21 protein-coding genes are annotated in these 24016 nt (G+C 60.0%); 3 read left to right on the forward strand and 18 right to left on the reverse strand.

All coding sequences use genetic code 11. The features are described 5' to 3' along the window. Positions 1-112: 112 nt before the first annotated feature. Both QA642_RS17635 and QA642_RS17640 read right to left on the reverse strand, forming a co-directional pair. Entirely contained in the window at positions 113-1372 is a 1260-nt protein-coding gene (locus tag QA642_RS17635) for a hypothetical protein (RefSeq protein ID WP_283085754.1), read from the reverse strand. After that, a complete protein-coding gene (locus tag QA642_RS17640; protein ID WP_283085755.1) occupies positions 1369-1635 on the reverse strand; it encodes an acyltransferase in 267 nt (88 codons plus the stop codon). The genes QA642_RS17635 and QA642_RS17640 overlap by 4 nt, the downstream gene beginning before the upstream one ends. Before the next feature lie 296 nt (positions 1636-1931). Here QA642_RS17640 and QA642_RS17645 point away from each other — a divergent pair, with 296 nt between their 5' ends. Next, positions 1932-3332, forward strand: coding sequence for a hypothetical protein (locus QA642_RS17645; protein WP_283085756.1), 1401 nt, complete (start codon positions 1932-1934; stop codon positions 3330-3332). A gap of 165 nt (positions 3333-3497) precedes the next feature. Here QA642_RS17645 and QA642_RS17650 read toward each other — a convergent pair whose 3' ends face one another. The 10 genes from QA642_RS17650 to QA642_RS17695 all read right to left on the reverse strand — a co-directional run bounded on the left by QA642_RS17650 (position 3498) and on the right by QA642_RS17695 (position 14318). Further along, entirely contained in the window at positions 3498-4280 is a 783-nt protein-coding gene (locus tag QA642_RS17650) for an imidazole glycerol phosphate synthase cyclase subunit (RefSeq protein WP_283085757.1), read from the reverse strand. 2 nt (positions 4281-4282) lie between these two features. After that, on the reverse strand, positions 4283-4897 hold the full coding sequence (gene hisH, locus QA642_RS17655) for an imidazole glycerol phosphate synthase subunit HisH (protein WP_283085758.1): 615 nt from the start codon (positions 4895-4897) through the stop codon (positions 4283-4285). After that, positions 4894-6042 carry an N-acetyl sugar amidotransferase gene (locus tag QA642_RS17660; RefSeq protein ID WP_283085759.1) on the reverse strand — a complete coding sequence of 383 codons (1149 nt, stop codon included), beginning with the start codon at positions 6040-6042 and terminating at the stop codon, positions 4894-4896. Before QA642_RS17660 ends, hisH begins: the two co-directional genes overlap by 4 nt. 4 nt (positions 6043-6046) lie before the next feature. Further along, on the reverse strand, positions 6047-6679 hold the full coding sequence (locus tag QA642_RS17665; RefSeq protein WP_283085760.1) for a pseudaminic acid biosynthesis-associated methylase: 633 nt from the start codon (positions 6677-6679) through the stop codon (positions 6047-6049). A 141-nt stretch (positions 6680-6820) separates the two neighbouring features. Beyond that, positions 6821-7639 carry a pseudaminic acid cytidylyltransferase gene (gene pseF / locus QA642_RS17670; RefSeq protein ID WP_283085761.1) on the reverse strand — a complete coding sequence of 273 codons (819 nt, stop codon included), beginning with the start codon at positions 7637-7639 and terminating at the stop codon, positions 6821-6823. Positions 7640-7979: 340 nt separating this feature from the next. After that, positions 7980-9131 (reverse strand): UDP-4-amino-4,6-dideoxy-N-acetyl-beta-L-altrosamine transaminase, encoded by a 1152-nt coding sequence (pseC, locus tag QA642_RS17675; protein WP_283085762.1) that lies wholly within the window; start codon positions 9129-9131, stop codon positions 7980-7982. Beyond that, entirely contained in the window at positions 9124-10116 is a 993-nt protein-coding gene (pseB, locus tag QA642_RS17680) for a UDP-N-acetylglucosamine 4,6-dehydratase (inverting) (protein WP_283085763.1), read from the reverse strand. Before pseB ends, pseC begins: the two co-directional genes overlap by 8 nt. A gap of 166 nt (positions 10117-10282) precedes the next feature. After that, a complete protein-coding gene (gene pseI / locus QA642_RS17685; protein ID WP_283085764.1) occupies positions 10283-11338 on the reverse strand; it encodes a pseudaminic acid synthase in 1056 nt (351 codons plus the stop codon). Between the two features lie 87 nt (positions 11339-11425). After that, positions 11426-12940 carry a UDP-2,4-diacetamido-2,4,6-trideoxy-beta-L-altropyranose hydrolase gene (gene pseG / locus QA642_RS17690; protein WP_283085765.1) on the reverse strand — a complete coding sequence of 505 codons (1515 nt, stop codon included), beginning with the start codon at positions 12938-12940 and terminating at the stop codon, positions 11426-11428. A 37-nt stretch (positions 12941-12977) separates the two neighbouring features. Next, complete coding sequence (locus QA642_RS17695; protein ID WP_283085766.1) at positions 12978-14318, reverse strand: hypothetical protein; 1341 nt, start codon at positions 14316-14318, stop codon at positions 12978-12980. A gap of 303 nt (positions 14319-14621) precedes the next feature. Between QA642_RS17695 and QA642_RS17700 the strand changes: the two genes are divergently transcribed. Beyond that, complete coding sequence (locus tag QA642_RS17700) at positions 14622-16259, forward strand: carbamoyltransferase C-terminal domain-containing protein (protein WP_283085767.1); 1638 nt, start codon at positions 14622-14624, stop codon at positions 16257-16259. A gap of 225 nt (positions 16260-16484) precedes the next feature. On the opposite strand, the gene QA642_RS17705 is transcribed toward QA642_RS17700, so the two are convergent. Next, positions 16485-16991 carry an HAD family hydrolase gene (locus tag QA642_RS17705; protein ID WP_283085768.1) on the reverse strand — a complete coding sequence of 169 codons (507 nt, stop codon included), beginning with the start codon at positions 16989-16991 and terminating at the stop codon, positions 16485-16487. 248 nt (positions 16992-17239) lie between these two features. After that, positions 17240-18463: an AMP-binding protein gene (locus QA642_RS17710; RefSeq protein WP_283085769.1), complete on the reverse strand. Its 1224-nt coding sequence runs from the start codon at positions 18461-18463 to the stop codon at positions 17240-17242. A gap of 86 nt (positions 18464-18549) precedes the next feature. Here QA642_RS17710 and QA642_RS17715 point away from each other — a divergent pair, with 86 nt between their 5' ends. Beyond that, on the forward strand, positions 18550-19692 hold the full coding sequence (locus QA642_RS17715; RefSeq protein WP_283085770.1) for an AGE family epimerase/isomerase: 1143 nt from the start codon (positions 18550-18552) through the stop codon (positions 19690-19692). Here QA642_RS17715 and QA642_RS17720 read toward each other — a convergent pair. The 4 genes from QA642_RS17720 to QA642_RS17735 all read right to left on the reverse strand — a co-directional run bounded on the left by QA642_RS17720 (position 19689) and on the right by QA642_RS17735 (position 23990). Further along, positions 19689-20528 carry an ABC transporter ATP-binding protein gene (locus tag QA642_RS17720; protein ID WP_283085771.1) on the reverse strand — a complete coding sequence of 280 codons (840 nt, stop codon included), beginning with the start codon at positions 20526-20528 and terminating at the stop codon, positions 19689-19691. The two genes, QA642_RS17715 and QA642_RS17720, sit on opposite strands and share 4 nt — an antisense overlap. Before the next feature lie 161 nt (positions 20529-20689). Continuing rightward, complete coding sequence (locus tag QA642_RS17725) at positions 20690-21973, reverse strand: ABC transporter substrate-binding protein (protein ID WP_283085772.1); 1284 nt, start codon at positions 21971-21973, stop codon at positions 20690-20692. 46 nt (positions 21974-22019) lie between these two features. Beyond that, complete coding sequence (locus tag QA642_RS17730) at positions 22020-23093, reverse strand: branched-chain amino acid ABC transporter permease (RefSeq protein ID WP_283085773.1); 1074 nt, start codon at positions 23091-23093, stop codon at positions 22020-22022. Positions 23094-23096: 3 nt separating this feature from the next. Beyond that, complete coding sequence (locus QA642_RS17735; protein WP_283085774.1) at positions 23097-23990, reverse strand: branched-chain amino acid ABC transporter permease; 894 nt, start codon at positions 23988-23990, stop codon at positions 23097-23099. Between the last annotated feature and the right edge of the window lie 26 nt (positions 23991-24016).

A 24016-nucleotide genomic window follows, 5' to 3' on the forward strand; every position in this document is an offset into this window, starting at 1 on the left:
ACCGAGGATCGTAGAGAAACTTCGCCCTGTTGCTGATCGCAGACTTAATTCCCATTTAATTCCCGTTCCATGATTTGCCCGCTGCGCAGAGTAGAATGCTGGAATCTCCTGGTCAATCAGCAGGGCGGGTCGTCATCGCTGCTCGATCCCTTCGCGCGACCATGGTAATTGCGACGGTCATCTGGGCCGCTCGCGCGCAACCCATCGACAGCATGTAGGCCTCGAATCCCAACTGGAAGAACGAGACAACGAGAAAGAGTGCTGTCCAGACAAGTACAAAGACCACCGCTCCGGCGAAGACTGCTCGCTCGCTGTCGAGCGCGATGAGGGCCCAATCGAAGACGGGGCTGATCTGAAGCGTCAGAGCCATAACGGTCAGGACTGCGTCGGACCAGGAGAGCCGGTATTTTGCCCAATATATGTCGGGATAGACCTGGTTCAGCAGTAGGAAGGAAGCCGCTGCTCCGACCGCCATGAAGACTGCCACTTCGGCCGAGCGCGCCATCGCGGCTTTGAGGATGCCGCCACGCTGGGCAAGTCTCGTACGAATAAAGTCCGGCCCCCATTTCTGAACAAATATGCTAGTCACAGTGTAGGCCGCGCTTAACCAGATGCTAAGAAACGCATATTTCGCGCTATCAATTCCTGATGCGGAATGAAGTACCCAGCTTCGGTCGAAGCTGATCGGGATAAGCGCGGTACTCATCGCTGCAAAGAGCCAGACGCCATCTGCCTCCCGGCTGACGAAGGAATCCTTGTCGCTTACAACGAGATTCGGAACTTTGGCCCGCGAACGAATGATTGCCCGAAAATAGAGGAGTACGGCAACGCCGATCAGTGCAGAAGACGCGGCTTCCGCCCACAGGCCCGCCTCCCAGTTGAACAGCGATGCAAACGTCGCGCAGAACACCAAGGCGCAAACCGCGCGCAACATCGTCGCAGCGCTCATTGCGAACAGTTTATCGTACGCCCTGAACAATGAAGCTGAAATCGCGAAGGCATTCGTGGCGAACGCGAGCACGGCAACGGCGGAAGCCACGGTCGTCATTCGTGGTCCGTAGACGACGAGCGCGATCAGGGTAAGGATGCCCAACGCTGCCAGATGTCTCCAGGCGAGTTTTCGTACGTCCCATCCAAGTGTGCGGCGCAGTTCATCGGAGCGGCCGAACGCGACCAGGCGTGTGAATTTCTTGACCATGCCCTCGGCAAGGCCAAAGCTAATTGCGCTTGCTGCGAGACTCACGAAAGCAAACGCCGCTGAATATTGAGCAAAGTCCCCCGGTGATAGCATGCCTGCTAGAATCGCAGACTTGCCGAGGGTTACCACGCTCGCCAATGCCATGAGCGTGAAGAAGATGTAGTGGGACTTCACCCTTTTGACTTCGGAAAGGTTTTCGCCGGACAACCGATTGCGATAGAATTCGGAGGAACATCTTTTGTGACGACCGCACCGGCGCCAACGACGGAGCCTTCACCAATAGTTACACCCGCAAGGACGGTTGACCGATATCCAAGCCAGACACCCTTTCCGAGAACAATCGGTTTGGACACATGCGAATAGGGTAACGGGCCGCCGATATCGAGACCGCCAGTCTCAACGCAGGCGCCCTCGGATAGCCTTACATAATCACCCATTGTGATGCCTCCCATCGCTCCCAGGACACAATTAGGGCCGATCCGAATACTGTGGCCTAGTACAATGCGGTCAGGATACTTGACGCGGCAATTCCAGAATATATACGTATCCTTTCTCCATGAATCTGGCCATAAATAGCTGGAATAAGCTCGATTGGCTATTCCTTCGGCGGCCGAGTGCACTTTGGCAAGGGCGCGCATTAGGCCTCGTGAGCCGCTTGTCGCGAAGACGCGTGTGATCATTATTTTCGTCATGGTCCTGCCATAGTATCAGTAGCGCTAGTTCGATATCAATCATGGACAATATGCCGGCTTTTTACATCAGCTGTCGCCTGTTGATTACTCTTGTCGCTGGAACTCTGCTTGTTCCGTTGGCCTTAGTCCTAAGCCTCCGATACATGACTGCATATGGCACGTGGCCATCCATTAGCGTCGGTTCTTGCGCTTTCTTTCTCGGATGGTATCTCGCGTTCTTTCTGGGGTTTTTCCTTCCGGTCCGATGGAAATCTACGATCGGCTGGAACGCGGCCGACCAGAAAATCTGGGATACAAACTTTTGGGTAATCAGTCTCTCATGTGCCGCAGCCGTCGGTGCGGGACTCATGACCTATAATTTCGCGATTGTTCGCGGCTTTGGATTTGATGTCCAGGTAACAGAATTGCGTTCGATGGTGATCGACGCTGCGTCTGCAGGCTATGTCGGTTCATGGTTGGGAGGGGTGGGCCGGCTTCTCATCTCTGCAATTGCGGTCGCGTGGATTGTCGCTTGTTTGAAATGGAGAGATCTTTCGGCGCAGGCTCTGACATTGCTGCTAATCTCAACGACAGTCGTCTTTGCTTACCAAGCGAAATTTGAGGGAGGACGATTCTTTTCTTCAGCCATTCTGCTGGCGGCTTTTTTTGCAACGATCGGTTTCTTTGTTTCGGACGTCACGCGAGAGCGCCGCGTCAACATTCTCGCCGTCCGACCAACGCACGTCGCGCCCGTCGCGATCTTGTTGCTGATGTTGGTCGGAGTAACTTCCTATAGTGAGCTGGTTTTCGTTTCTCGTGGCGCCCGATCCGCGCAAAGCTTCGCTCAGCTGAAGGCAGCCGACGCTCCGGCTGCAAAAAAGGTCGAGCAAATAGTCGGGGTGGAGAGACTTGCAGATGATCAACATCCCCTTGCCATTGCCTATCTGCAGTATGCTGCCAACTTCGCTATCGATCTCTCATCTGCTCGCGATTCTCAAAGAATCGCAACGAGCTATGGCCAAGCGATGGCCTGGATCTACCTTACGCAAGGAATTGGCGAATTCGACAGAATTTTCCGCATCGAAAACCTACGCCACTCCTCGGGTTTCTACCAGTTTTCGCAAATCGCACAGGTGCTGAGCAAGCTGACTGGTGCCGACATGCGCTACGCAAACAATCTATCGAACTACGGCACGTACATCACACTGCCGGGTGCGCTCTATGTCGATTTCGGTACGGTCCTGGCGCTCGTTCTTGCAGCTCTCTCGGGGATCTGTTTGCGCGCCGGTGTTGAATCAATGTTCGCGGGCGCCGCGACCTTTTTGGCCATTCTGGCGCCGATTCTCTTTGTGATCGTTGCTACGGGACCTGTCACCACATTGGTGACCAATCTCTGGCCGTGCGCTTTCTGGATAGCGCTCACGCAGATTCCGATCTCCACGAAATCCCTTGGATCGAGATGATTTGCCTCGTGATCGCCCTCTTCGAAGAGCCCCTTATTCTCGCGGAGTATGCTCTTAAGATCTTTGCAGCGCGTTCGTCTGATAATCGCAGTTGCGAAGAATTGGCCGGGAAAGCTACCCGGCATTCATTGCCTCGGACTGTGGAGGAGACACCGCAGGAACTCGCTACGGTAGGCTAGACTTGGTCAGCCCTTTGCGAACCGGTATGCCTGCATCCGCCATAAATTTCTTCGCCTCAGCGGGCGTCTTGTCAGTGAAATGAAAAATGCTCGCTGCCGCCACAGCACTGGCCCCGCAGAGTTTAACGGCATCTACAAAGTGCTGATAGTTTCCTGCGCCGCCTGAAGCAATGACGGGAACGTTCACCGCGCTAACCACTGCTCCAATTAATTCAAGATCATATCCTTCCATCGTTCCGTCGCGCTCGACCGAAGTGAGCAAGATTTCTCCTGCTCCGAGATCGGCCACTTTTCGCGCAAAGGACACCGGATCCGTACTTTCTGATTTCGACCCGCATCGGCTCATACACACGTGCGTTCCGTCCTCATTCCGGACAACATCTATGCTGACCACAACACACTGAGAACCGAAATAACGCGCGGCCTCCGAGACCAGCTTTGGGTTTTCATGAGCAGCGGTGTTGATGGAGACTTTATCGGCACCAGCTCCGAGTAAGCCGGCTATCTGGTGTATGTTGGTGATGCCGCCCCCGACCGTTAGGGGAACCGAAACACTCTTACCCAAGCTTCGTACAGTCGCCACATCTGGGTCTCTGCTTTCGGCAGTTGCAGCAATGTCCAAGAGCGCCAACTCATCGACATCCCTCTTGTCATATATCTTGATGGCCGGCAAAATCGAGCCAACGCGCCGCCAGCTATCAAAGCCAATGCCTTTGACCAGCCCATGTCCCTTCCACAGCAACGTTGGGATGATGCGGACCTTGAGCACGCCTAAACCTCTAAAAAGTTCTGTATTACGCGCGCGCCCGCCGTTGAACTCTTCTCGGGATGGAATTGAGCTCCAAAAATGTGCCCGCGCTCAATCGCAGAAGTAAACGGATGGCCATACTTGGTCGTGGCAGCGGTGCTGGAGGTATCCTTGGGCTCGAACGCAAAGCTGTGGACGAAATAGAAGTCGGTCCCGGACGCAATGCTCAGAAATAGGACGCTGTCGTTCATTGGATAGACGCTGTTCCACCCAACGTGAGGAATTCGAAGTGACGAATCCTTGGCCCTCAATGCGGTGACGCGACCCTTGATGAGGCCAAGACCGTTCGTGATGCCGCCTTCCTCACTCTCGTCCGCAAGGAGCTGCATACCCAGGCAGATGCCCAAAAGCGGCATTTTACGATTCAGGACAGCATCACGTATCGGCCCCACCCATCTGAATTCAGTCAAGTTGGCCATGGCCGCTGCGAAAGCTCCCACGCCGGGCAATATGAGCTTGTCTACCTGATTAATATCGCCTGGCTCGTCGAGGACTACGGGAGTAGTACCCAGTCTCGCAAGCGAATTGCAGACCGAGGCGATATTGCCCATTCCATAGTTGATAATGCCAACGTTCATCGGTTGTCGTAATTCTGCTTCTGAAGATTTCCGTGCTTATCCTTCTTGAGATTCCCCTTGCCATCACTTTGGAAGATGCGCCGGTTCGTGAACTGGTCGCAAATATCGATGAACTCGTCCACTGTGAGGTCTAGCGGTTCAAGGATATCTTCCAGCGATTTGCCCAGGTAACTCCAGGGAAACTTGCCATCGTGACGGCGAACCATTTCGAGCCCGTCTTCCCGAGAGATCCGACCGCGGCGAATATGAAGACATGCTATGTCCGTAGCACGCCCGAAGCCAAACTTCAGAAACTTGAAGTAATCGTGGATGCCAGTTTGATAGTTGTCAAGATTCTCATAATCGACTACCGACCCTTCGATGGCCTTGCCGTAGGTTCTGAGCCCGTTTGCTTGCGCAATCAAGGCGTTCGCCAAGCCGTCCCACGGCATGTAGTGCCCGAGAAACAGGCCGGTGACGCCTACTCGCTGTAGATCGTCGTCGGATGGATATTGGTAGGGGATAATATCCCCGGGTGTAAAGCCATACACGTCGCAGAGGTCCGAAACACGCAGACCCAGAAGCCCGCCGAATTCCTCGAGCCAAGCTCGCGATAGAGTATTGTTCTCGGCTGCGGCTGCTGGTCCACCATATTCATTTTGCGAGTTCTCACCCCAAACTATGAGTGGAACGTCAAACTGGACGGCTGCCCGAACCGGAATAGTGAAAATTCCGACGTGCTCGGGCCATGAGATGTCACCAACTTCGGTCAGTCCAATTCTGTTCAGCCTTGCGCGGACGAGAGGGTTCGGTGACATCTCGATGAGGTCGACACCTAGCCGCTTAATATTATCGAGATTGTGCCGGCCGATATCCGACAAGTCGCACGTCGTTGACGTGACACAGAGAGGCCGCAGTCCGAGTTGCAGCATTCTGACGACTTGTGTGGTACTATCCTTACCGCCACTCACCGGGACGATGCAGTCCCAGTTCGTTCCACCGCGACGATATTTCTCCAGAATCCTCAGCAGCTCATCTCGCCGCGCGTCGAAATCGATGACTTTCCTGTTCTCGTAAGAGCGGCAAGCGCTACAGACGCCATGATCGTCAAAGTGTAGGTCCGGCTTTGTGCTCGGCATCACGCATCGCTTGCAGTAGATCAGCATCGGTTTACGCGCCTTTCTTCATCAGGAACCAACTGATATCGTCTTGGGGAAAAGCGGGGTCACGATGGTACGCGAAACCGTAGTCGACCAGACGCAGATCAGAAAACCTATCCATGATCTCCCCGGCGAAGTCGCGCTTGAAAAGTCGATCATGGTGGCCGCGGTAAGGTATCGAAACCGGGCTCGGATTGTAATACTCGCAGACCAGGAGATAGCGAGACGTCGCGCCGTACAGTTTGTCGTACACCAAGGGAAGCTGTTCTGGATTGATGTGAATAAGTACGCCCTTGATCAGCGCCAACTCGGAAGCTTCGGCACAAGCGTAATCCAGGATCGAACCGCAGAAGACGTTCGATACGCCGATTTCGTTGCCAAGCAGTGCAGCGGCCTTTTCGTTGATTTCCACACCCCTCAAGGTGCAGTCGGGATATAGGTGACGGATCGCCTTCAGGTTCATTCCTATGTTCGCGCCGAACTCAATGCAGCTCTTGGGAGGGAGGGCAGCATCGAGGCCTTTGCTGAAGAACTTGATGTTAGAAGCAAGAAGCGCGGGGCTCATGTTTCTCGCGATATAATCATTCCCGAAATCGCCAGCCCAGAAGGCTTCCTGAGCACTGTGAGGATCAGATTTCGGCATGGTTTCATTCTCTTTCGGTTTTGATCAACGGCTCCGTCGAGGAATAGTCAACGGTAGACGTTGGTGGGGCGGCTTGTAGGCGCACAGGTCGGAGGCCAAGCGAGGGCGCTAGGTCCCGCGGGCACGTTGCTGCATCGTCGACTATCGGGTTCCCCTCAGGCGATACTGAAAGATGCGTTCCGCGATTTCAAGGTCCTCGGGCGTATCAATGTCAACGGCCGTGTCGCGCGGGACCGGAAGGATGGCTGATGAAACGACGTCGTACGAAGCGCCTGCAAGGGCGGTCTCGGTTTTGGACAGGTAGAATTGCCCGGCATCGTGATATGCGGTGGGCAGATCCTGCGACCGCGCAGAATAATATTCGGGATGCGCCATTCGCACGCGCCCGTCGTCGTTCATGAAGAGAGCGCGCTGGATTCGCGAGGGAAACTCAACGGCCGAGAAGACCATTTCGCAATTCAGTCTCTCGATCGCATCCACGGCGCTTTTGATGTCATCGGCGGAAACGAACACGGCGGTTGGATAGACGGTAAGGATCAGATCGGGCCGACAGCGGTTGCTGACGAACCAGTCGACCGCGTGCTTTGTCACGGCCGCAGTGCCCGTGTAGTCGTCTGACAGCGAGGCAGGACGCATAAACGGCACCTCGGCGCCGATGTTCCGGGCCACCTCCGCGACCTCCTCATTGTCCGTCGAAACCAGAATAGTCGCGACGAGACCGGACGACTTCAGCATGCCTATGGGCCAAGCCATCATCGGCTTGCCATGAAAGAGGGTTATATTCTTGCGAGGAATTCGCTTGCTTCCGCCGCGTGCGGGGATGACCGCCAATATCGTTGGTAGCGTCACGCCGAGTGCACCTTGGAAAATGATCTCATGGCTCGCTTCAGCGCCCCCATCGAAACGAAACGATCTCGAACACTCGCCTTCGCCGCAAGGGTCACTTCCAGGTTCGGCCAAAGTGCGGAGCCCGTCCTGTAGGGTGTTCTGATTCGGGAATACAGAACGAGCGAAGTTCGTTCTTAATCGTCGGACGTCTTGTGATCGGCCCGTTTGCTCTGCAATTCCGATTACACAGCGCAAGCATGAAGATCAACCCTGCCGGTAAGCACTAGTAAGGGGGAAATTGCCGACTTGGCCGTCGATCGCTATGGATGTTGCACGGCCTTCCGACTCATGCGTTCTCTGAATGTTCCATTTGAGGCAAGGGCACACCAGGCTGCTTCCATCAGGCAGGTCCGAGGGGAGGGTGTTGGCCGTGGGGCGCTCCAGATCGTGCGCAACCCACGGGCACCTCTGCCTAGCGGAGGTGCTTAAGTTCGCCGACGGTCTTGACGACGTAGTGCTGCTCGGCGTCCGACAACGTCGGGAACATCGGTAGGGTCAGGATTTCTCTATAGGCAGCCTCGGCTTGGGGACACAACCCGGGCTGATATCCGAAGCGTTCGCGGTAAAAACTGTGATGATAGACCGGGGCATAGTGGACGTTCGCGCCGATCCCGGCTGCCCTGAGATGATCGAACGCCCGACGCCGATCGATCTTGAGCTGAGCAAGGTCGAGGCGGATTACATACAGGTGGTAGGCATGAGATCGGCCTGGATGGTTCGCGAGTGGACGCACAAAGGGAATTTCCGCAAACATCTCGTCGTAGCGGGCGGCGATAGCGCGACGTCGATCCAGCCACACCGGCAAATGCTTCAGCTGCGCGATTCCAAGCGCGCATTGCACGTCCGGCAGTCGGTAATTGAAACCGAGTTCGACCATATCGTAGGAAAATATGCCGCTCTTTTCCCTCGACCTATGATCAGAATCGATCCCGTGGTTGCGGAAGCGGCGCATGTGCGCAGCCATCTCGGGGTCGTCTGTCAACACCATCCCCCCTTCGCAGGTCGTGAGGTGCTTCACAGGATGGAATGAGAAGGCCGAGAGGTCGGCTAGCGTCCCCACCTTGCCGCCCTTGTAGGTTGCTCCCGGAGCATGGCAGGCGTCGGCGATCAGCCTGATGCCGCGGCCGGCGAGAAGTGCGCGCAGGGCGTCGTAGTCGGCCGGCTGTCCGCCGTAGTCGACGGCGATGATGGCGCGGGTGCGGGCAGTTATTTTCTGGTCGACGGATGTCGGGTCAATCAGTAGCGTTTCCGGTTCTACATCAGCGAAGACGGGAGTGCCTCCCTCATAGACCACCGCATTTGATGAAGCCGCAAACGTGATCGCCGGAACGATCACCTCGTCGCCGGAACTGATTTTCACGGCGCGCACGGCGGCATGAAGCGCAGCGGTTCCGCTGTTGACAGCAACACCTTCGCGCGCCCCGCAGAACTCCGCGAATGCACGCTCGAAATCGCCGACTTTTGGGCCGGTCGTGAGCCAGGCCGAGCGCAACGTCTCGGCTACCGACGCGATATCCTCATCGTCTATGATTTGTCGGCCGTAAGGAATTGAACTGCTAGCCATGCAGGCTCGCGGGATTTTCGAGCATGGCCTTCAGCGCCGCGGCGTTGAGCCATTCCGGATTGTTGTCGCTGGCGTAACGGAAGCCTTCGGGGACTAGCCGGCCAATATCGCCGTACCCCTTGTAGCTCCACCAGGCGAGCGCCGGCTGCACGACGTAGCGGTCCTCCAATTCAATCGTGAAGCGCGCATCGTCTTCGGTGATCATCACCTCGTGAAGCTTTTCGCCCGGCCGAATACCCACGATCTTGTGCGGACAGTCCGGCGCCATTGCCTTGGCCAGATCGACGATTGACATCGACTTGATCTTCGGAACGAACAATTCCCCGCCCTGCATCATCCTGGCGCTCGAGAGCACGAAGTCCACGCCTTGGTCGAGCGTGATCCAGAAACGCGTCATGCGCGGATCGGTAATCGGCAGATGGTCACTTCCCTTGGCAATGAGATCTCGGAAATACGGAACGACCGAGCCACGGGATCCGACCACATTTCCGTAGCGAACGACGGCAAATTTGGTCCCAGTGTTGCCGGACAAATTGTTGGAGGCGACGAATATCTTGTCCGAGGCGAGCTTGGTGGCGCCATACAGATTGACCGGGTTGCAGGCCTTGTCCGTCGACAGCGCCACGACCTTGGGAACGCGGTTCGCGATTGCAGCCTGGACGACGTTTTCGGCGCCGACGACGTTAGTCTTGACGCACTCCATGGGATTGTACTCCGCGATCGGAACGTGCTTCATGGCCGCCGCGTGGACCACGAGGTCAACTTCGCGCATGGCCATGTTCAAGCGGTTGAGATCGCGGACGTCGCCGATGAAGAAGCGCAGCCGGTCATCGGGCAACGCCTGCGCCATGATGGCCTGCTTGTACTCGTCGCGCGAGTAGACGATGATCTTGCCGAGGTTATGATCCCGCAATAGAGTCTTGACGAGCTCCGTGCCGAAGGAGCCGGTACCCCCGGTGATGAGAATGGCCTTGTTGTCGAGCATGGTTCCGATCGTGGATCGTTGAAAAATCGATCGGTAGTAGTCAGTTCAGGCCAATATTGCAAGGGAGAGTGGTTGAAGAGAGTTGCTGGCCGCCTCTGGACGTTCCAGCTTGCGAGGGCTCAGGGCGATCGATGGCCTCGAGTGCCAAGGCGGTTCAGGTCGTTGATCAGGTGATCGCTGACCACGTCAACGCCTCACCATAGGCGATGTCGCGCGCGGCCGTACGTCCAATGATGTCGGGCAGGTGCTTCGGTGGCAGACCAAAACCGGGTCTGATCACGCGCACATTCTCCGGCGTGAACGGTTGGCCCGCCTTGATCGACTTGACCGCGTAAATCGAGCGCCGGAAGCGAGTATTGGCGGCTTCGCTCGGGGCCAAGCTGTAGTCGACCCTGCCAAGAGCGGACCATGCCGACTTGCAGTCAGAGACCAACTTCCTGAATTCATTCGGTTCCAGCGAAAAAGCTGCGTCGGGCCCTCCCTCGGCACGAGAGATCGTGAAGTGCTTTTCTATGATGGCGCCCCCCAGCACAGTGGCGGCGACACACGCGGCGGAGCCAGGCGCATGATCCGAAAGGCCTGATACCACGCCGAACGCATCTCCAAGGTGCCCCACCGTGCGAACGTTGGCTTCCTCGATTGGCGCAGGATAGGCGCTGGTACAGTGCAGCAGGGCGATGCCGCCAGCGCCATGGCTGCGCGCTGTTTCGAGCGCTTCCTGGATCTCGCCCAGATTCGCCATGCCAGTCGAGATGATCATGGGCTTGCCGCGCTTAGCGACATATTTGATCAGCGGCAGATCAGTCACCTCGAAAGAGGCTATTTTATAGGCCGGGGTCTCGAGACCGGCGAGCAGGTCGACTGCGGTTTCGTCGAAGGGCGTCGAAAAGATCGTGATGCCGACCTCGCGCGCCTTCGCGAACATCTCTGCATGCCATTCGAACGGCGTGTAGGCTTCCTTGTAGAGCTGATGCAGTTGATAGCCGTCCCACAGTCCACCTTTGATTTGGAAGTCCGGACCGTCGTGCGGAATCGTCATAGTGTCCGGCGTGTAGGTCTGAATCTTGATGGCATCGGCTCCGGTCGCCGCTGCCGCCTCGATCAACTCCAAGGCTTTCGCAAGGCGTCCGCCATGATTGGCCGACAATTCAGCGATGATATAAGGGGGGTGATTGCGACCGATCTTGCGGCCGGCGATTTCGAGTTCCGCGTCCAGGCTCATCGTTGGCCTCTCGCAACACATTGCAGCATCTGCGCCAGAGGCTGCCGGCCGAGCGAAATTTCGCGTGTCATCCGCTGTTCCCGTGCTTCAGTTATTTCCTTCGGCCGCGGCGTGCAAAGAAAGCCGATAAACCAGGAACTCAGCCTCTTGGCCGGTAAGCATGAAGCCGGCCTTCAGGAAGATTCTCTGAGAGGCTAGATTTTCCCGCTTCACTCGTGCCTCGACGCGCTCGCAGAACCCCTGGCCAAATGCCTCCTGGCAGGCCAAGGCGAGGGCAGTGCCACCGTAACCCCGTCCGCGGACGTTACGAGCCATTGCAATACTGACCACGGCCGTCCCCGTCAATTCGATGTGAAATCGCACGTTGCCGCAAGGTCTTCCATCGACCTGGAGGATGAAAATCAGGGTGTTTGCATCCACGATGCGGTTGTTGAACCATTTCGTGTGGGTATCCCAAGGCAGGGGCCGGCTATCGCCGGACATTGTGCGGGCGTCGGGATCGTTGCGCCAGAGCCAGAGCCGCCGTGCGTCATCGGCAGTAGCACGGCGCAGCGTTAGCTGGCCGGTTCGTTCCTGCTGCACGAGCGCATCGATGGCCTCGCCGACGCGTTGCGCGCCAGCGCCGTCGCAAACTTTGGCCGCCCGCCGCGACATCCGGGCGAGTTCGTCGGGCTGTCGGGTGAGCTCAGCCAGGATGCGCGCAATCGCATCAGGGACGTCGCCAGCGAGTGGAACGATCCGGGCTGCACCCGTCTGCTCGAGCGCGCGAGCATTCTCGCGCTGGTTCTCAGCTACAACGAGCTGGATCGACGGAAGACCGAGGCAGCACCGCTCCCAACTCGACGTGCCAGGCGTTCCGATCGCGATGTCGGCATTTGCCATCAACGTGGCAATCTCGGGAGGATCGACATGGACTTGAATCCGCGTTGTTTCTTCCCGAAGGGCGACGATCTCATCGAAAGATGATGCGGTCGGGCCGATCACCACGATGATGCGCGAAAACGTCCCCGCGGTTACCAGAGACCGGGCGATGGCCGCCGTCTGGCCTCCGACATCGGTGAGCCCAAGCGAGACGAATATCGATCTCGGCTCAAATGCCGTACATCGTCGCGCAAGCGAAACGGCGCGCAGCTCACCGAACGCACTGCGCAGCAGCGCATAGGACGAGCCGGCGAGCACGCGGCAGTGCTGCGGGATCAATCCGGCGTAGTCGTCGGCGCTCCGGCCCAGCGTCGTGTCTACGAGAAGGTCGCAATCATGTGGGCGCACGGGCGCATCGTCGATCACGAGGATCGGAGATCCATGTCGGCGTAGCGAGCGCTCGAACGCTTCGCCGAGCCGATAGGAGTCGATGACGATTAGGTCGATCCGCGTCCGCGCAAGCTCGCCGTCCACGAGCTCCATATTCCAGCCGTACTGATCAGCCTCGAGGCAGCGGATGCCGCTGTGAGCGAGGGCGGGCACGGTATCGCAGGTTCCCGAACAACACACGAAGAGAACATCCGCGCCACGCTGTTGCATTTCGGTTGCCAGCGTCAGGCATCGCATGACGTGGCCGCCGCCAGTGGCCGGATCGGCATCGGCTCGGAAAACGATCAGCATCGCACTCTTGGCTCAGGCCGGGGTCAATTCGGAGCGTTCAGTCCCGCTTCAGTGCTACGCGGGGGGTAATATACCAAAGCACGAGCAAAACGAGAAATCCATGGGTCAACAGGATCACCGTGAGGGGTACATTGAGAAAAATCTGCGGTAACAAAGCTGCGGACATCAGGACAAAGCGCGGCGGCAGTCCCGCGGACACGCGGTTTCCAAGCGCGACCACAAGTCCGCCAGCGAAGGCCGTCGTCGGCGCCCACCAATTACCCACTGACGCAATTCCCTCGGTAGCGAATAGTGAGGCATTGAAATACCCGCCAATTCCGAACGCCTTGTAGATGACAATGCCCAGCGGCTCGCGATATGGGCAGGTGGCAAGGGCTTTCAGAACGCTTATTTGGCAGAACAGTGTGAGGTCATTCTTAGAGAAGAATTCATTATAGTAGTCCATGGCCAGCGAGGGAAATGTCATCGTGCGGAGATTGATCAACGCGAAATAAGGGTGCGCCTCTGAAGTCTGCAATATCCCGAATTTCCACAGGATAATCATCAATATGCCAATCACTGTGGGAGCCAGGAGAGAAACGACTACGAGCAATCGTGCTTCTATGAGCCGGGCCGCCAACGCGATCAGGCTGATCCAGGCGGCACTGAACAGGGCGAACTTGCTAAGGGTAACCGGATAAATGAGAAGCAGAAGTCCCAATGTCGTTGCAGCCCGCTTGATCATGCGGCGTTCCACAAAACAGGCGAATGCGAAAGGCAGCAGTGCGCTCGCGGTAATTGCAAGAAGATAGTCGAGGAGCTTCGGGAACTTGAGCGTGTCGCGCGAGATGTAGATGTCGCCGTCAAGCCTGATCAGCTTGAGCAATTGGCCAACATCAAAATGGTACGCTGCGCCGGCGAGTAGCGTCGCTCCAGCGCCTAACAGGACCGCATCGAGAAGGCGGTCGAACCCAACCCGAGAGGGCGTCCAGAGCTGCCTGAGGGGAGCTTTCAGAAGTACCGCAGGCAAGATAAAGGCAACCGCAGAAGCGTACGCCGAGACGCCTGCCAGCCGATGGTCGTATTGGAATTCGGAAAAACAGTTCAACCAAAGATAGCCCGCTATCATCGAGTAGAAATAGAACCCGATGAGATAGCCGAAGCTGAATTCGGAAATCGCAAAGACAGCGGCGACCGGGAGGAATGCCGCCACGGCGGCCAGCGCGAAAGGCAGGCCGTCCCTCCGAAAGGCCATGTGATACGCGGGGTAGAGCTGTGAGGCTATAAACAGCGTGAGGCAGAGTGCAGCCACATGGAGGTAAATCGGCGCAAGAAGTCGAATATGTCGCATGGTTGCTGCCTGATGTCGTTTTCCTCGTCTGCCTAGCGTAAAGCTCAACCTCGTATCCGAATCAGGACACGTGAACAAGTCGGAAAGATCGGACCTGCGTCGTGCCCCGAACGATCAAGACAAGCCGACGCCGCCCGCACGATCGCCGTTGGTGAGACACGCGATAAGCTGTGGAGGGGCGCACATGGCTTACATCATGGCATTCGTCGAGGACGCATTGCAATTAGGAGACGGCGGCCGCATCCAGCTTCAATTCGACGTCACGAGACTGTGCCAAGCCCGGCGCATCACGCTGCGCTCTTGATTGCATTAATCTTAGTTTCTATAGAGGCCCTCCAAGGGATAGCATAGATGTATGTGATCGGGATCAGCTCAGGTATTAAACACGGGCATCATGACGGTGCGGCCGTGTTGTTGCACGATGGCGAACTGATTGCGGCCGCCGAAGAGGAGCGTTTTACGCTGGCCAAACATGCGCGCGGCGAGCTGCCGCGCGGCGCCATCGGGTACTGCCTGAAGCAGGCCGGCATCACCATGCGCGACGTCGACTGGATCTGCTCGCCGCTGAAGACCTATACGAACTACACGCAGCGCCTCACCGAATATTTCAAGTACCAGTTCGGGCACAGCCCGAAGATCGAGCTCTACGACCATCACCTCTGTCACGCCGCGAGCTCGTTCTACGGGTCCGGTTTCTCCGAGGCGACCGTTGCCTGTTTCGACTTCTCCGGCGATTCCAGCTCCGGTCTCGTCGCCCATGCGCGCGGCAACGATTTTCGCGTGCTGACGCGGTTCGGCCGCCACAACAGTCTCGGACTCTATTACGGGATGCTGACGCAGTATCTCGGCTATCAGATGACCAATGACGAGTACAAGGTCATGGGCCTGTCGTCGTATGGCAGCCCCGAATATCTCGACAAGTTCGCCAAGCTGCTGCGCCCGGCCGGTATCAATTACGAGCTCGATCCCGAGCTCGACAAGCGCAGGCGCGACGCCGACATCTTCACCAGCGATTTCTCGACGCGGCAGGAGCGCATCTTCACCGAGAAGATGGAGGAGATATTGGGCCCGCGGCGGCTGCGCGGCGCGCCTCTCGACCAGCGGCTGACCAACATCGCCGCGAGCGGCCAGAAGCAACTCGAGATCGTCACCACCGAGGTGATCCGCTCCGCGATCGCCGAGACCGGCTGCGGCGACGTCTGCATCGCCGGCGGCGTCGGGTTGAACTGCAAGATGAACATGGAGATCGCGGCCGAGCCGTCGGTGAAGCGTCTCTACGTCCCGCCGGTGCCGCACGATGCAGGCGTGGCGCTGGGTGCCGCGATGATGAAGTGCGCGGAGGCCGGCCATGCGATCGCACCGCTGACCCACGCCTACTGGGGACCGGAATATTCCAACGACACGATCCGGGAGACCCTGGACAAGATCGGCGCGAAGTTCGAGCTGCTCGACGATCCCGTGGCGCGCTGCGTCAGCGACCTGACGGAGCAGAAGACGGTGGGCTGGTTCCAGGGGCGGATGGAATACGGTCCGCGGGCGCTCGGCAACCGCTCGATCCTGGCCGATCCGCGCCACGCGGGCATGAAGGACCGCATCAACCTCACGATCAAATATCGCGAGGAGTTCCGTCCGTTCTGCCCCTCGGTGCTGTACGAGCGCCAAGCCGAATATTTCGAGGACACGTTCGACGCGCCCTTCATGGTGGTGACGTTTCCGGTCAACGAGAAGGTCGCCGAGACCATGCCGGCGGTGGTCCACGTCGACAACACCGCACGCATTCAGAGCGTCCATGCGGACAGCAATCCGCTCTACAGCCGCCTGATCGGTGAGTTCGCGAAGGCGACCTCGCTACCGGTCCTGATCAACACCAGCCTCAACATCAACGAGCAGCCGACGGTGAACGCACCGCTGGAGGCTCTGCATACCTATTTTTGCTCCGGTCTGGACGTGCTGTATCTCGGGCCCTACCGGCTGTCGAAGCCGCGCTAAAGCGCGATGAGATTTGGATGAATCGTCATCGCGCTTTAGGTTGTTATTTACGCATGATTTTTCCGGAAAACCGCTTCGCACTTTTCCGGATCATGCTTTAGGTCGCAGTCCGTCCCTTGTGGCTGGGCTTCTCGCGAAGCGAGCCGCCTCACGTCGCAGGCTGCTCGATCTCCGTCGCCGCGATGAGCCAGGTTGGCAGGCTCACTTGGGTTGAAGAGCGCAGGTTCAGCGCATGGAGAGCGCTTGCCGCACGAAGGCTTCGAGGTTTCCGTCCTGGAACAAGAGGCCCTGAATGCCCGCAGCCTCGGCCGCTTCCAGGTCGCTTGGCTTGTCCCCGATCAGGATGCTTCTGTCGGCTGCCACCGGGAAGCGCTTGAGGAGGTCGGTGATCATGCCCGGCGCGGGCTTGCGACGGTCGCTTACGCGCCGATAACGCTCGATGATGGCTTCGGGATGGTCGGGGCAATATTCGAACGCGTCGATATGCGCGCCAATCATCGCCAGCTCCTGCGAGATCCAGCGGTGGAGAGCCTGGACGTCGCTCTCCTCGAAGAACCCGCGGGCCACACCCGACTGGTTGGTGACGACAAAGGCAAAATAGCCCGCGTCGTTGACGAGCTTGACCGCTTCACGGGCGCCGTCTCTCCACTCGAACTTGCTCGTCTCGAAGACGTAGCCGTGATCGTGATTGAGCACGCCATCGCGGTCGAAAAAGACCGCCGGGCGCACCATTGTCGCTGCCATCTGCCGCCCCTGATCGTTGTGATCTTCCCTCACAGCTCTTCAAGCGGTTTGTCAAGGAGGCGAAGCCGGCCGCGAGCTGCGTCGCGAGGAGCCTTCCGCTGCAATCTCGAGCGCCGGAACGCCCGCAGAATGGCACGCCCGCTCGATGCTAGCGGATGGAATGACAGCCCTTGTCGGCGTCGTCGGATCGGCCGCGCAATCTCAGCAGTTTTTGGACGCGCCACGCCATTGAGCGGTTACCGCTCGTCCGCGATCATCTTGCCGTCGTTCGGCAGCGCGCCCGGGTTGACCAGCTCGACGGTGCCGCCGAGTTTCGTCACCGCGCGCAAGGTGGTGGCGATCTCCTCGCGTAACACATCGCTCGCGGTGGCCGTTTCCACTTTCAGCGTCATCGCGTCGGTCTCGTCCTGGCGCGTGACGACGAGGCGCAGGCGGCCGAGCGCGGAATGGCGCTTGCCGATCTCGGCGACCTGTTCGGGCCGGACGAACATGCCCTTGACCTTGGTGGTCTGGTCGGCGCGGCCCATCCAGCCCTTGATCCGCATGTTGGTGCGACCGCAGGGGCTGGCGCCCGGCAGCACTGCAGTGAGGTCGCCGAGCGCAAGCCGGATCCAGGGATGGTGCGAGTCGAGCGAGGTGACGACGATCTCGCCGACATCGCCCGGAGCCACGGGATCTCCGGTGCCGGGCTTGACGATCTCCATGATCAGGTCCTCGTTGACGACCATACCCTCGCGCGCTTCGGTCTCGAAGGCGATGAGGCCGAGATCGGCGGTTCCGAAGGCCTGGTAGGCGTCGATGCCGCGCGCCCTGATCTCGGCCTGGAGCGAGGGCGGGAAGGCCGCGCCCGAGACCAGCGCGCGCTTGATCGAGGAGACGTCGCGGCCCGCGTTTGCCGCTGCGTCGAGCAATATCTTCAGAAAGTCCGGTGTGCCGCTGTAGCCGACCGGGCGATAGGCCTCGATCAGCTCGAATTGCTGCTCGGTATTGCCGGGGCCGGCGGGGATCACCGCACAGCCGAGCGCGCGCGCCGAGGCGTCGAAGATGAAGCCGCCTGGGGTGAGGTGATAGCTGAAGGTGTTGAGCACGACGTCATCGGGGCGGAATCCGGCCGCAAACAGCGCCCTCGCGCCGCGCCAGGGATCGGCCTGCCGCCCCTCCGGCTCGAAGATCGGGCCGGGCGAGGTGAAGAGGCGGGCGAACGATCCCGGGGCCGCCGTGACGAAGCCGCCAAAGGGCCGGGAGGCCTTGTGCAGGGCCGGCAGCTCCGACTTGCGTAGCACCGGCAAGCCCGCCAGCGCCGCCCGGGAGGTCACGGCGGTGGGATCGATGCCCTTCAGCCGCGCGGCATAGGCGGGCGCTGCCATCGCGCTGCGCAGCACCTCCGGCAGGCGGGAGAACAGCTCGGTCTCGCGCGCGGCCGGTTCGCGCGTCTCGCGGGCGTCGTAATGGGCGGTCATGGTGGGTCTTTCCGGGTTGGCATCCGTTGCGCGCCGCCGCCGGCATGGGTATCAGACGGCCATTGGCTCGGCTTGAAGAGGACGTGATGGCGGACGAAGGAATGATTGCGGCGGACGTCGTCCCGCGCCTGAAGCGCCGCATGATCGAGGACGCGCTGCCGCTGTGGTCGACGATCGGCTGGGATGATGCCGCAGGCGGCTTCATCGACCGGCTGCACCGCGACGGCACGGCGGACGCCGCCGCGCCGCGGCGCGTGTTCGTGCAGGCGCGTCAGATCTGGTGCTACGCCAAGGCGGCGCAGATGGGCTGGTATCCGCAAGGTCGCGCCATCGCGCTGAAGGGGCTGGAGCATCTGCTGGCCAAGGCGAAGGCGCCCGACGGCAAGCCCGGCTATGTGCACCGGCTGACGCCGGAGGGCGCGGTGCTGGATGCCCGGCGCGATGCCTATGACCACGCCTTCATCCTGTTTGCGCTCGCGGCCGTCTACGCGCTCGACCAGGACGTCCAGGTGCGCGCCGAGATCGACGCGCTGCTCGCTTTCCTCGACGGCCACCTGCGCTCGCCGCATGGCGGCGTCCACGAAAGCCTGCCGGTCTCGCTGCCGCGGCGGCAGAATCCGCACATGCACCTGTTCGAGGCGATGATCGCGTGTTTCGACGCGACCCACGATCTGTCGTTCCAGAACCGCGCCGGCGACTTCTTCGCGCTGTTCCTCGCCAATCTCTACGACAAGCAGAAGCACATCCTGACGGAGTATTTCGAGGAGGACTGGTCGAAGATCGAGCCGGTCAGCGTCGAGGCCGGCCATCAGGCCGAATGGGTCTGGCTCTTGAAGGGATTTGAACGCATCACGGGCTGCCCGACCGGCCAGCGCCGCGCCGAGCTGCTCGCGACCGCGCTGCGCTATCGCGACGAGGCGACCGGTTGCCTCACTGACGAGGGTGATGCGAGCGGCAACATCCGCCGCGCGACGCGCCGGCTGTGGCCGCAGACCGAGATGGCGAAGGCGTGGATCGCGCAGGCCGAGTCCGGCGAGGCGGGCGCGGCGGACGAAGCGCGCGCGGCGCTGGTGCTGCTCGAACGGCATTATCTCAGCCATCCCGTCAAGGGCGGCTGGTACGACCAGTTCGATCGCGACGGCAAATCGCTGGTCGACACCATTCCTGCGTCGTCGTTCTATCATGTTCTCTGCGCAGTCACGGAAGCTGAGCAGGTTTTGGAAGGTTAGAGCCACCGCTTGCGCCGCTTGAAGCTCTTGAGGTTCTTGAAACTCTTGCGCTGGTCGCCGGCGCCGCCGAGGTAGAACTCCTTGACGTCCTCGTTGTCGCGCAGCTCGTCGGCGGTGCCGTCGAGCACGACCTTGCCCTGCTCCATGATGTAGCCATGGCTCGCCACCGACAGCGCGGCGCGCGCGTTCTGCTCGACCAGCAGGATGGTGACTCCGAGGTCGCGGTTGATCTTCTGGATGATGGAGAACACCTCTTTCACCAGCAGTGGCGACAGGCCCATCGACGGCTCGTCCATCAGGATCATCTTCGGGCGCGCCATCAGCGCGCGGCCGATCGCGAGCATCTGCTGCTCGCCGCCGGAGAGATAGCCGGCAAGGCCAGTGCGCTCCTTCAGGCGCGGGAAATAGTTGAAGACCATGTCGAGGTCGGCATCGACCTCGCGGTCCCGGCGGGTGAAGGCGCCGAGCCTGAGGTTTTCCAGCGACGTCATGTCGGCGACGATGCGCCGGCCCTCCATCACCTGGAAGATGCCGCGGCGGACGATCTTGTCGGGATCGATGCCGTTGATGCGCTCGTCCTCGAACAGGATCTCGCCGCGCGTAACCTCGCCGTCCTCGGTCTTGAGCAGCCCCGAGATCGCCTTCAGCGTCGTCGACTTGCCGGCGCCATTGGCGCCCAGCAGCGCCACGATCGCGCCCTTGGGGACGTCGAGGCTGAGGCCGCGGAGCACCAGGATCACGTCGTCATAGACGACCTCGATGTTGCGCACGGCAAGGAGTGCGGCGGGTGCCACGGCGATGGGAGTGGGACGGGTTGCTTCAATGGTTTGGGACATGCGTCTTCATTCTCCGCCGTCGTCACCCGCGAAGGCGGGTGACCCAGTATTCCAGAGACGCCTGACGTTCCCCGAGAGACCGCGGCGTACTGGATCCCCCGCTCCAGTGCGCAATGCGCACAAGGCGGGGGATGACAGTTGTCGTTGGGTGAGCGCCAGGCTCACCAGCCCAGCAGCTCCGGCTTGCGCGGCAGCTCGACGGTCTTGACCTTCTCGAGCTTGATCGTGCCCTTGGCCATGAGGTCGTTGAGGTCGCCGTCGGTCGCGCCCGACACCTTGGTGCGGTAGAGGTCGACCTTCAGCGTGCCGCGATGGTCCTTGTCGGTCCAGGTCGAGGGATTGCAGACGCCCTCCATGCCGGCCGGCACCCAATCCTTCTTCTGGTAGAAGCCCTTGGCGACGTTCTCGCCTGTGGCGCCGCCGTTCTTGGCGGCCCAGTCGAGCGACTCCTTCATGTACAGCGCCGAGCAGACCGCCGCGATGTAATGCACCGGGCGATAGACCTTGCCGGTGGGGTCCGACATCTTGGAGATCTCCATCACCGTCTTCATGCCGGGCGCATCGCCGCCCCAGCTCACCGCGGTGCGCAACGGGAAGATCACGCCATTGGCGGCGTCGCCTGCGGTCTTGGCGGCGTTCTCGTCCATGCCCCAGACATTGCCGAGGAACTGGATGTCGACGCCGGCGGTCTTGCAGGCCTTCATCACCGAGATGTTGGAGGCCGCGGTGTTGCCGAGATAGGCGTAGTTGGCGCCCGAGGATTTCAGGCTCAGGCACTGCGCGCTGTAGTCACCCGGCGAGAGCGCGAACACCAGCGGCGGCAGCACCTCGAAGCCGAGCTCCTGCGCCATGGCTTCGCCGGCGGCCTTCGGCGCGTTCGGATAGGGATGGTTGGCACCCATGTGCACGAATTTCGGCTTGCCGGACTTGCCTTTGGCCTTCCAGTCCTCGGCGGCCCATATCAGCATCGCGCGCAGCGAGTCCGAATAGCTCGGGCCGTAGAAGAAATTGTACGGCGCGGGCTTGGCCTTGCCGCTGACTCCTTCGGGATCGGTGAGAGCGGCGGCATAGGAACCGGAAAGATCGGGGATCTTGTCCTGCGCAAGGAAGCCGGTCAGCGCCTCGGTATCGGCCGTGCCCCAGCCCATGATCGCGGCGACCTTGCTGTCCGGCGCCGACCATTTCTTGTACAGCGCGATCGCGCGCGGCACCTGGTAGCCATAGTCGTTGGTATCGACATTGAGCTGCTTGCCATTGACGCCGCCATTCTTATTGACCCAGGCGAAGGTGTCGGCGACGGCCTGGCCGTAGGGCGTACCGACGTCGGAGGTGCCGCCGGAATAATCGGCGAGGTGGCCGATCGCGATCTGCGCTTGCGCGCCCGCCGAGAATGCGGCAATCGCGATCGCGAGCGACGCGGTGCTCAAAAAGGATTTTGTCTTCATTGGTTGCCTCCTCCTGTTTTATTCGTTGGTTCGTCAGTTTCCGTGCTCAGTGCGAGAACGGGTAGAGTTTCCAATACGCCTTGATCTGCCGCCAGCGATGCGCAAGCCCGTCGGGTTCGAACATCAGGAATGCGATGATGATCACCCCGATCGCAATCTCGCGCAGGAAAGTGATGTTGTTGTTGAGCGAGAGCGCCTTGTCGATCGCGCCGCCCTTCAGATAGAGGCTGATGAACTCCATCGTCTCCGGCAGCAGCACCACGAAGGCGGTGCCCATCAGCGTGCCCATGATCGAGCCGGTGCCGCCGATGATGATCATGGCCAGGAACAGGATCGAGCGCTCGATGCCAAAACCCTCCTGCGACACCACGAGCTGGTAATGCGCGTAGAGCGCGCCGGCGATGCCGGCGAAGAAGGCGGCGAGGCCGAACGACAGCGTGCGGTACTTGGTGAGGTTGATGCCCATGATCTCGGCGGAGAGATAATGGTCGCGGATCGCCACCAGCGCGCGGCCGTCGCGCGTTCGCATCAGATTGGTGACGAGGATGTAGCTCGCCAGCACGTAGGCCAGCACGACGTAGAAATACTGCTTATCGCCGCGTAGCGTGTAGCCGAAGATCGAGAACGGCTCGGCGCTGGCCGGCACCGAGCCGCCGGAGAACCATTCGGCGCGGGAGAAGAAGTCGAGCAGGATGTATTGCGCGGCCAGCGTCGCGATGACGAGGTAAAGGCCCTTCAGCCGCGCCGCGGGGATACCGAAGATCAGCCCGACCAGCGCGGTGACTACCCCTGCGAGCGGGATCGCGAAGAACACCGGAATCGGCGCGTTGTTGGAGATGTAGGCCGAGGTGAAGGCGCCGAGCAGGAAGAAGGCGGCGTGCCCGATCGAGATCTGGCCCGTGAAGCCGACCAGGATGTTCAGCCCGAGTGCCGCGATCGAGAAGATACCGATCTGGATCAGGATGCTGAGCCAGTATCCGCCAAGGAATTGCGGCACGAGGCAGAGCAGCAGCACGCCTGCGATCGCAAAGTTGCGGCTGGTGTTGGTCGGAAAAATTGTGGTGTCGGCCGCATAGGAGGTGCGGAAATCACCAGCGGGAATGAGGGCAGGGCCGGCCATGAGTCAGATCCGCTCGATGTCGTGGGTGCCGAACAGCCCGTAGGGCTTGATCATCAGCACGATGATGAGGACGTAGAACGGCGCGATCTCGTAGAGATTGCCCCAGTGCAGATATTGGCTGTCGACATATTGGGCGACGTTCTCGAGCAGCCCGATGATGATGCCGCCGAGTACGGCGCCGCCGACTGAATCGAGCCCGCCGAGGATCGCCGCCGGGAATACCTTGATGCCGTAGGCGGCGAGGCCCGAGGACACGCCGTTGACGACGGCGACGACGACGCCGGCGACGGCCGAGACCGTCGCCGAGATCGCCCAGGCCATCGCGAACACGCTCTTGACGGAAATGCCGAGCGACTGCGCGACCTGCTGGTTGAACGCGGTGGCGCGCATCGCAAGGCCGTATTTCGAGGCACGGAAGAACCAGGCCATGCCGATCATCATGGCGACCGAGACCACGAGGCTCATGACATAGACGGTCTGGATCTGGAGGCCGAACAGGCTGACCGACTGGCTCTCGAACACACGCGGGAACGGTTGCGGGTTGACGCCGAACATCCATTTCAGCGTCGCCTGGAGCACGGTGGAGAGACCGATCGTCACCATGATCACGGAGATGATCGGCTCGCCGATCATCGGCCGCAGGATCAACACCTGGATCGCGATACCGAACACGAACATGAACACCAGCGTGATCGGCATGCCGATCCAGAACGGCACCTGGTATTTGGCGAGCAGCGCCCAGCAGACCCAGGCGCCGACCAGCAGCAATTCACCTTGCGCGAAGTTGACGACCTGCGTCGCCTTGTAGATCAGCACGAACGACATCGCGACTACGCCATAGAGCGTGCCGACCACGAGGCCGTTGACCAGGAGCTGGATGAGGAAGGCGGTGTTCATGTCGGTTGACCCAGCTCGTCATTGCC

It is taken from the genome of Bradyrhizobium sp. CB2312 (assembly GCF_029714425.1).
In the GTDB taxonomy this organism is placed as follows: Bacteria; Pseudomonadota; Alphaproteobacteria; order Rhizobiales; family Xanthobacteraceae; genus Bradyrhizobium.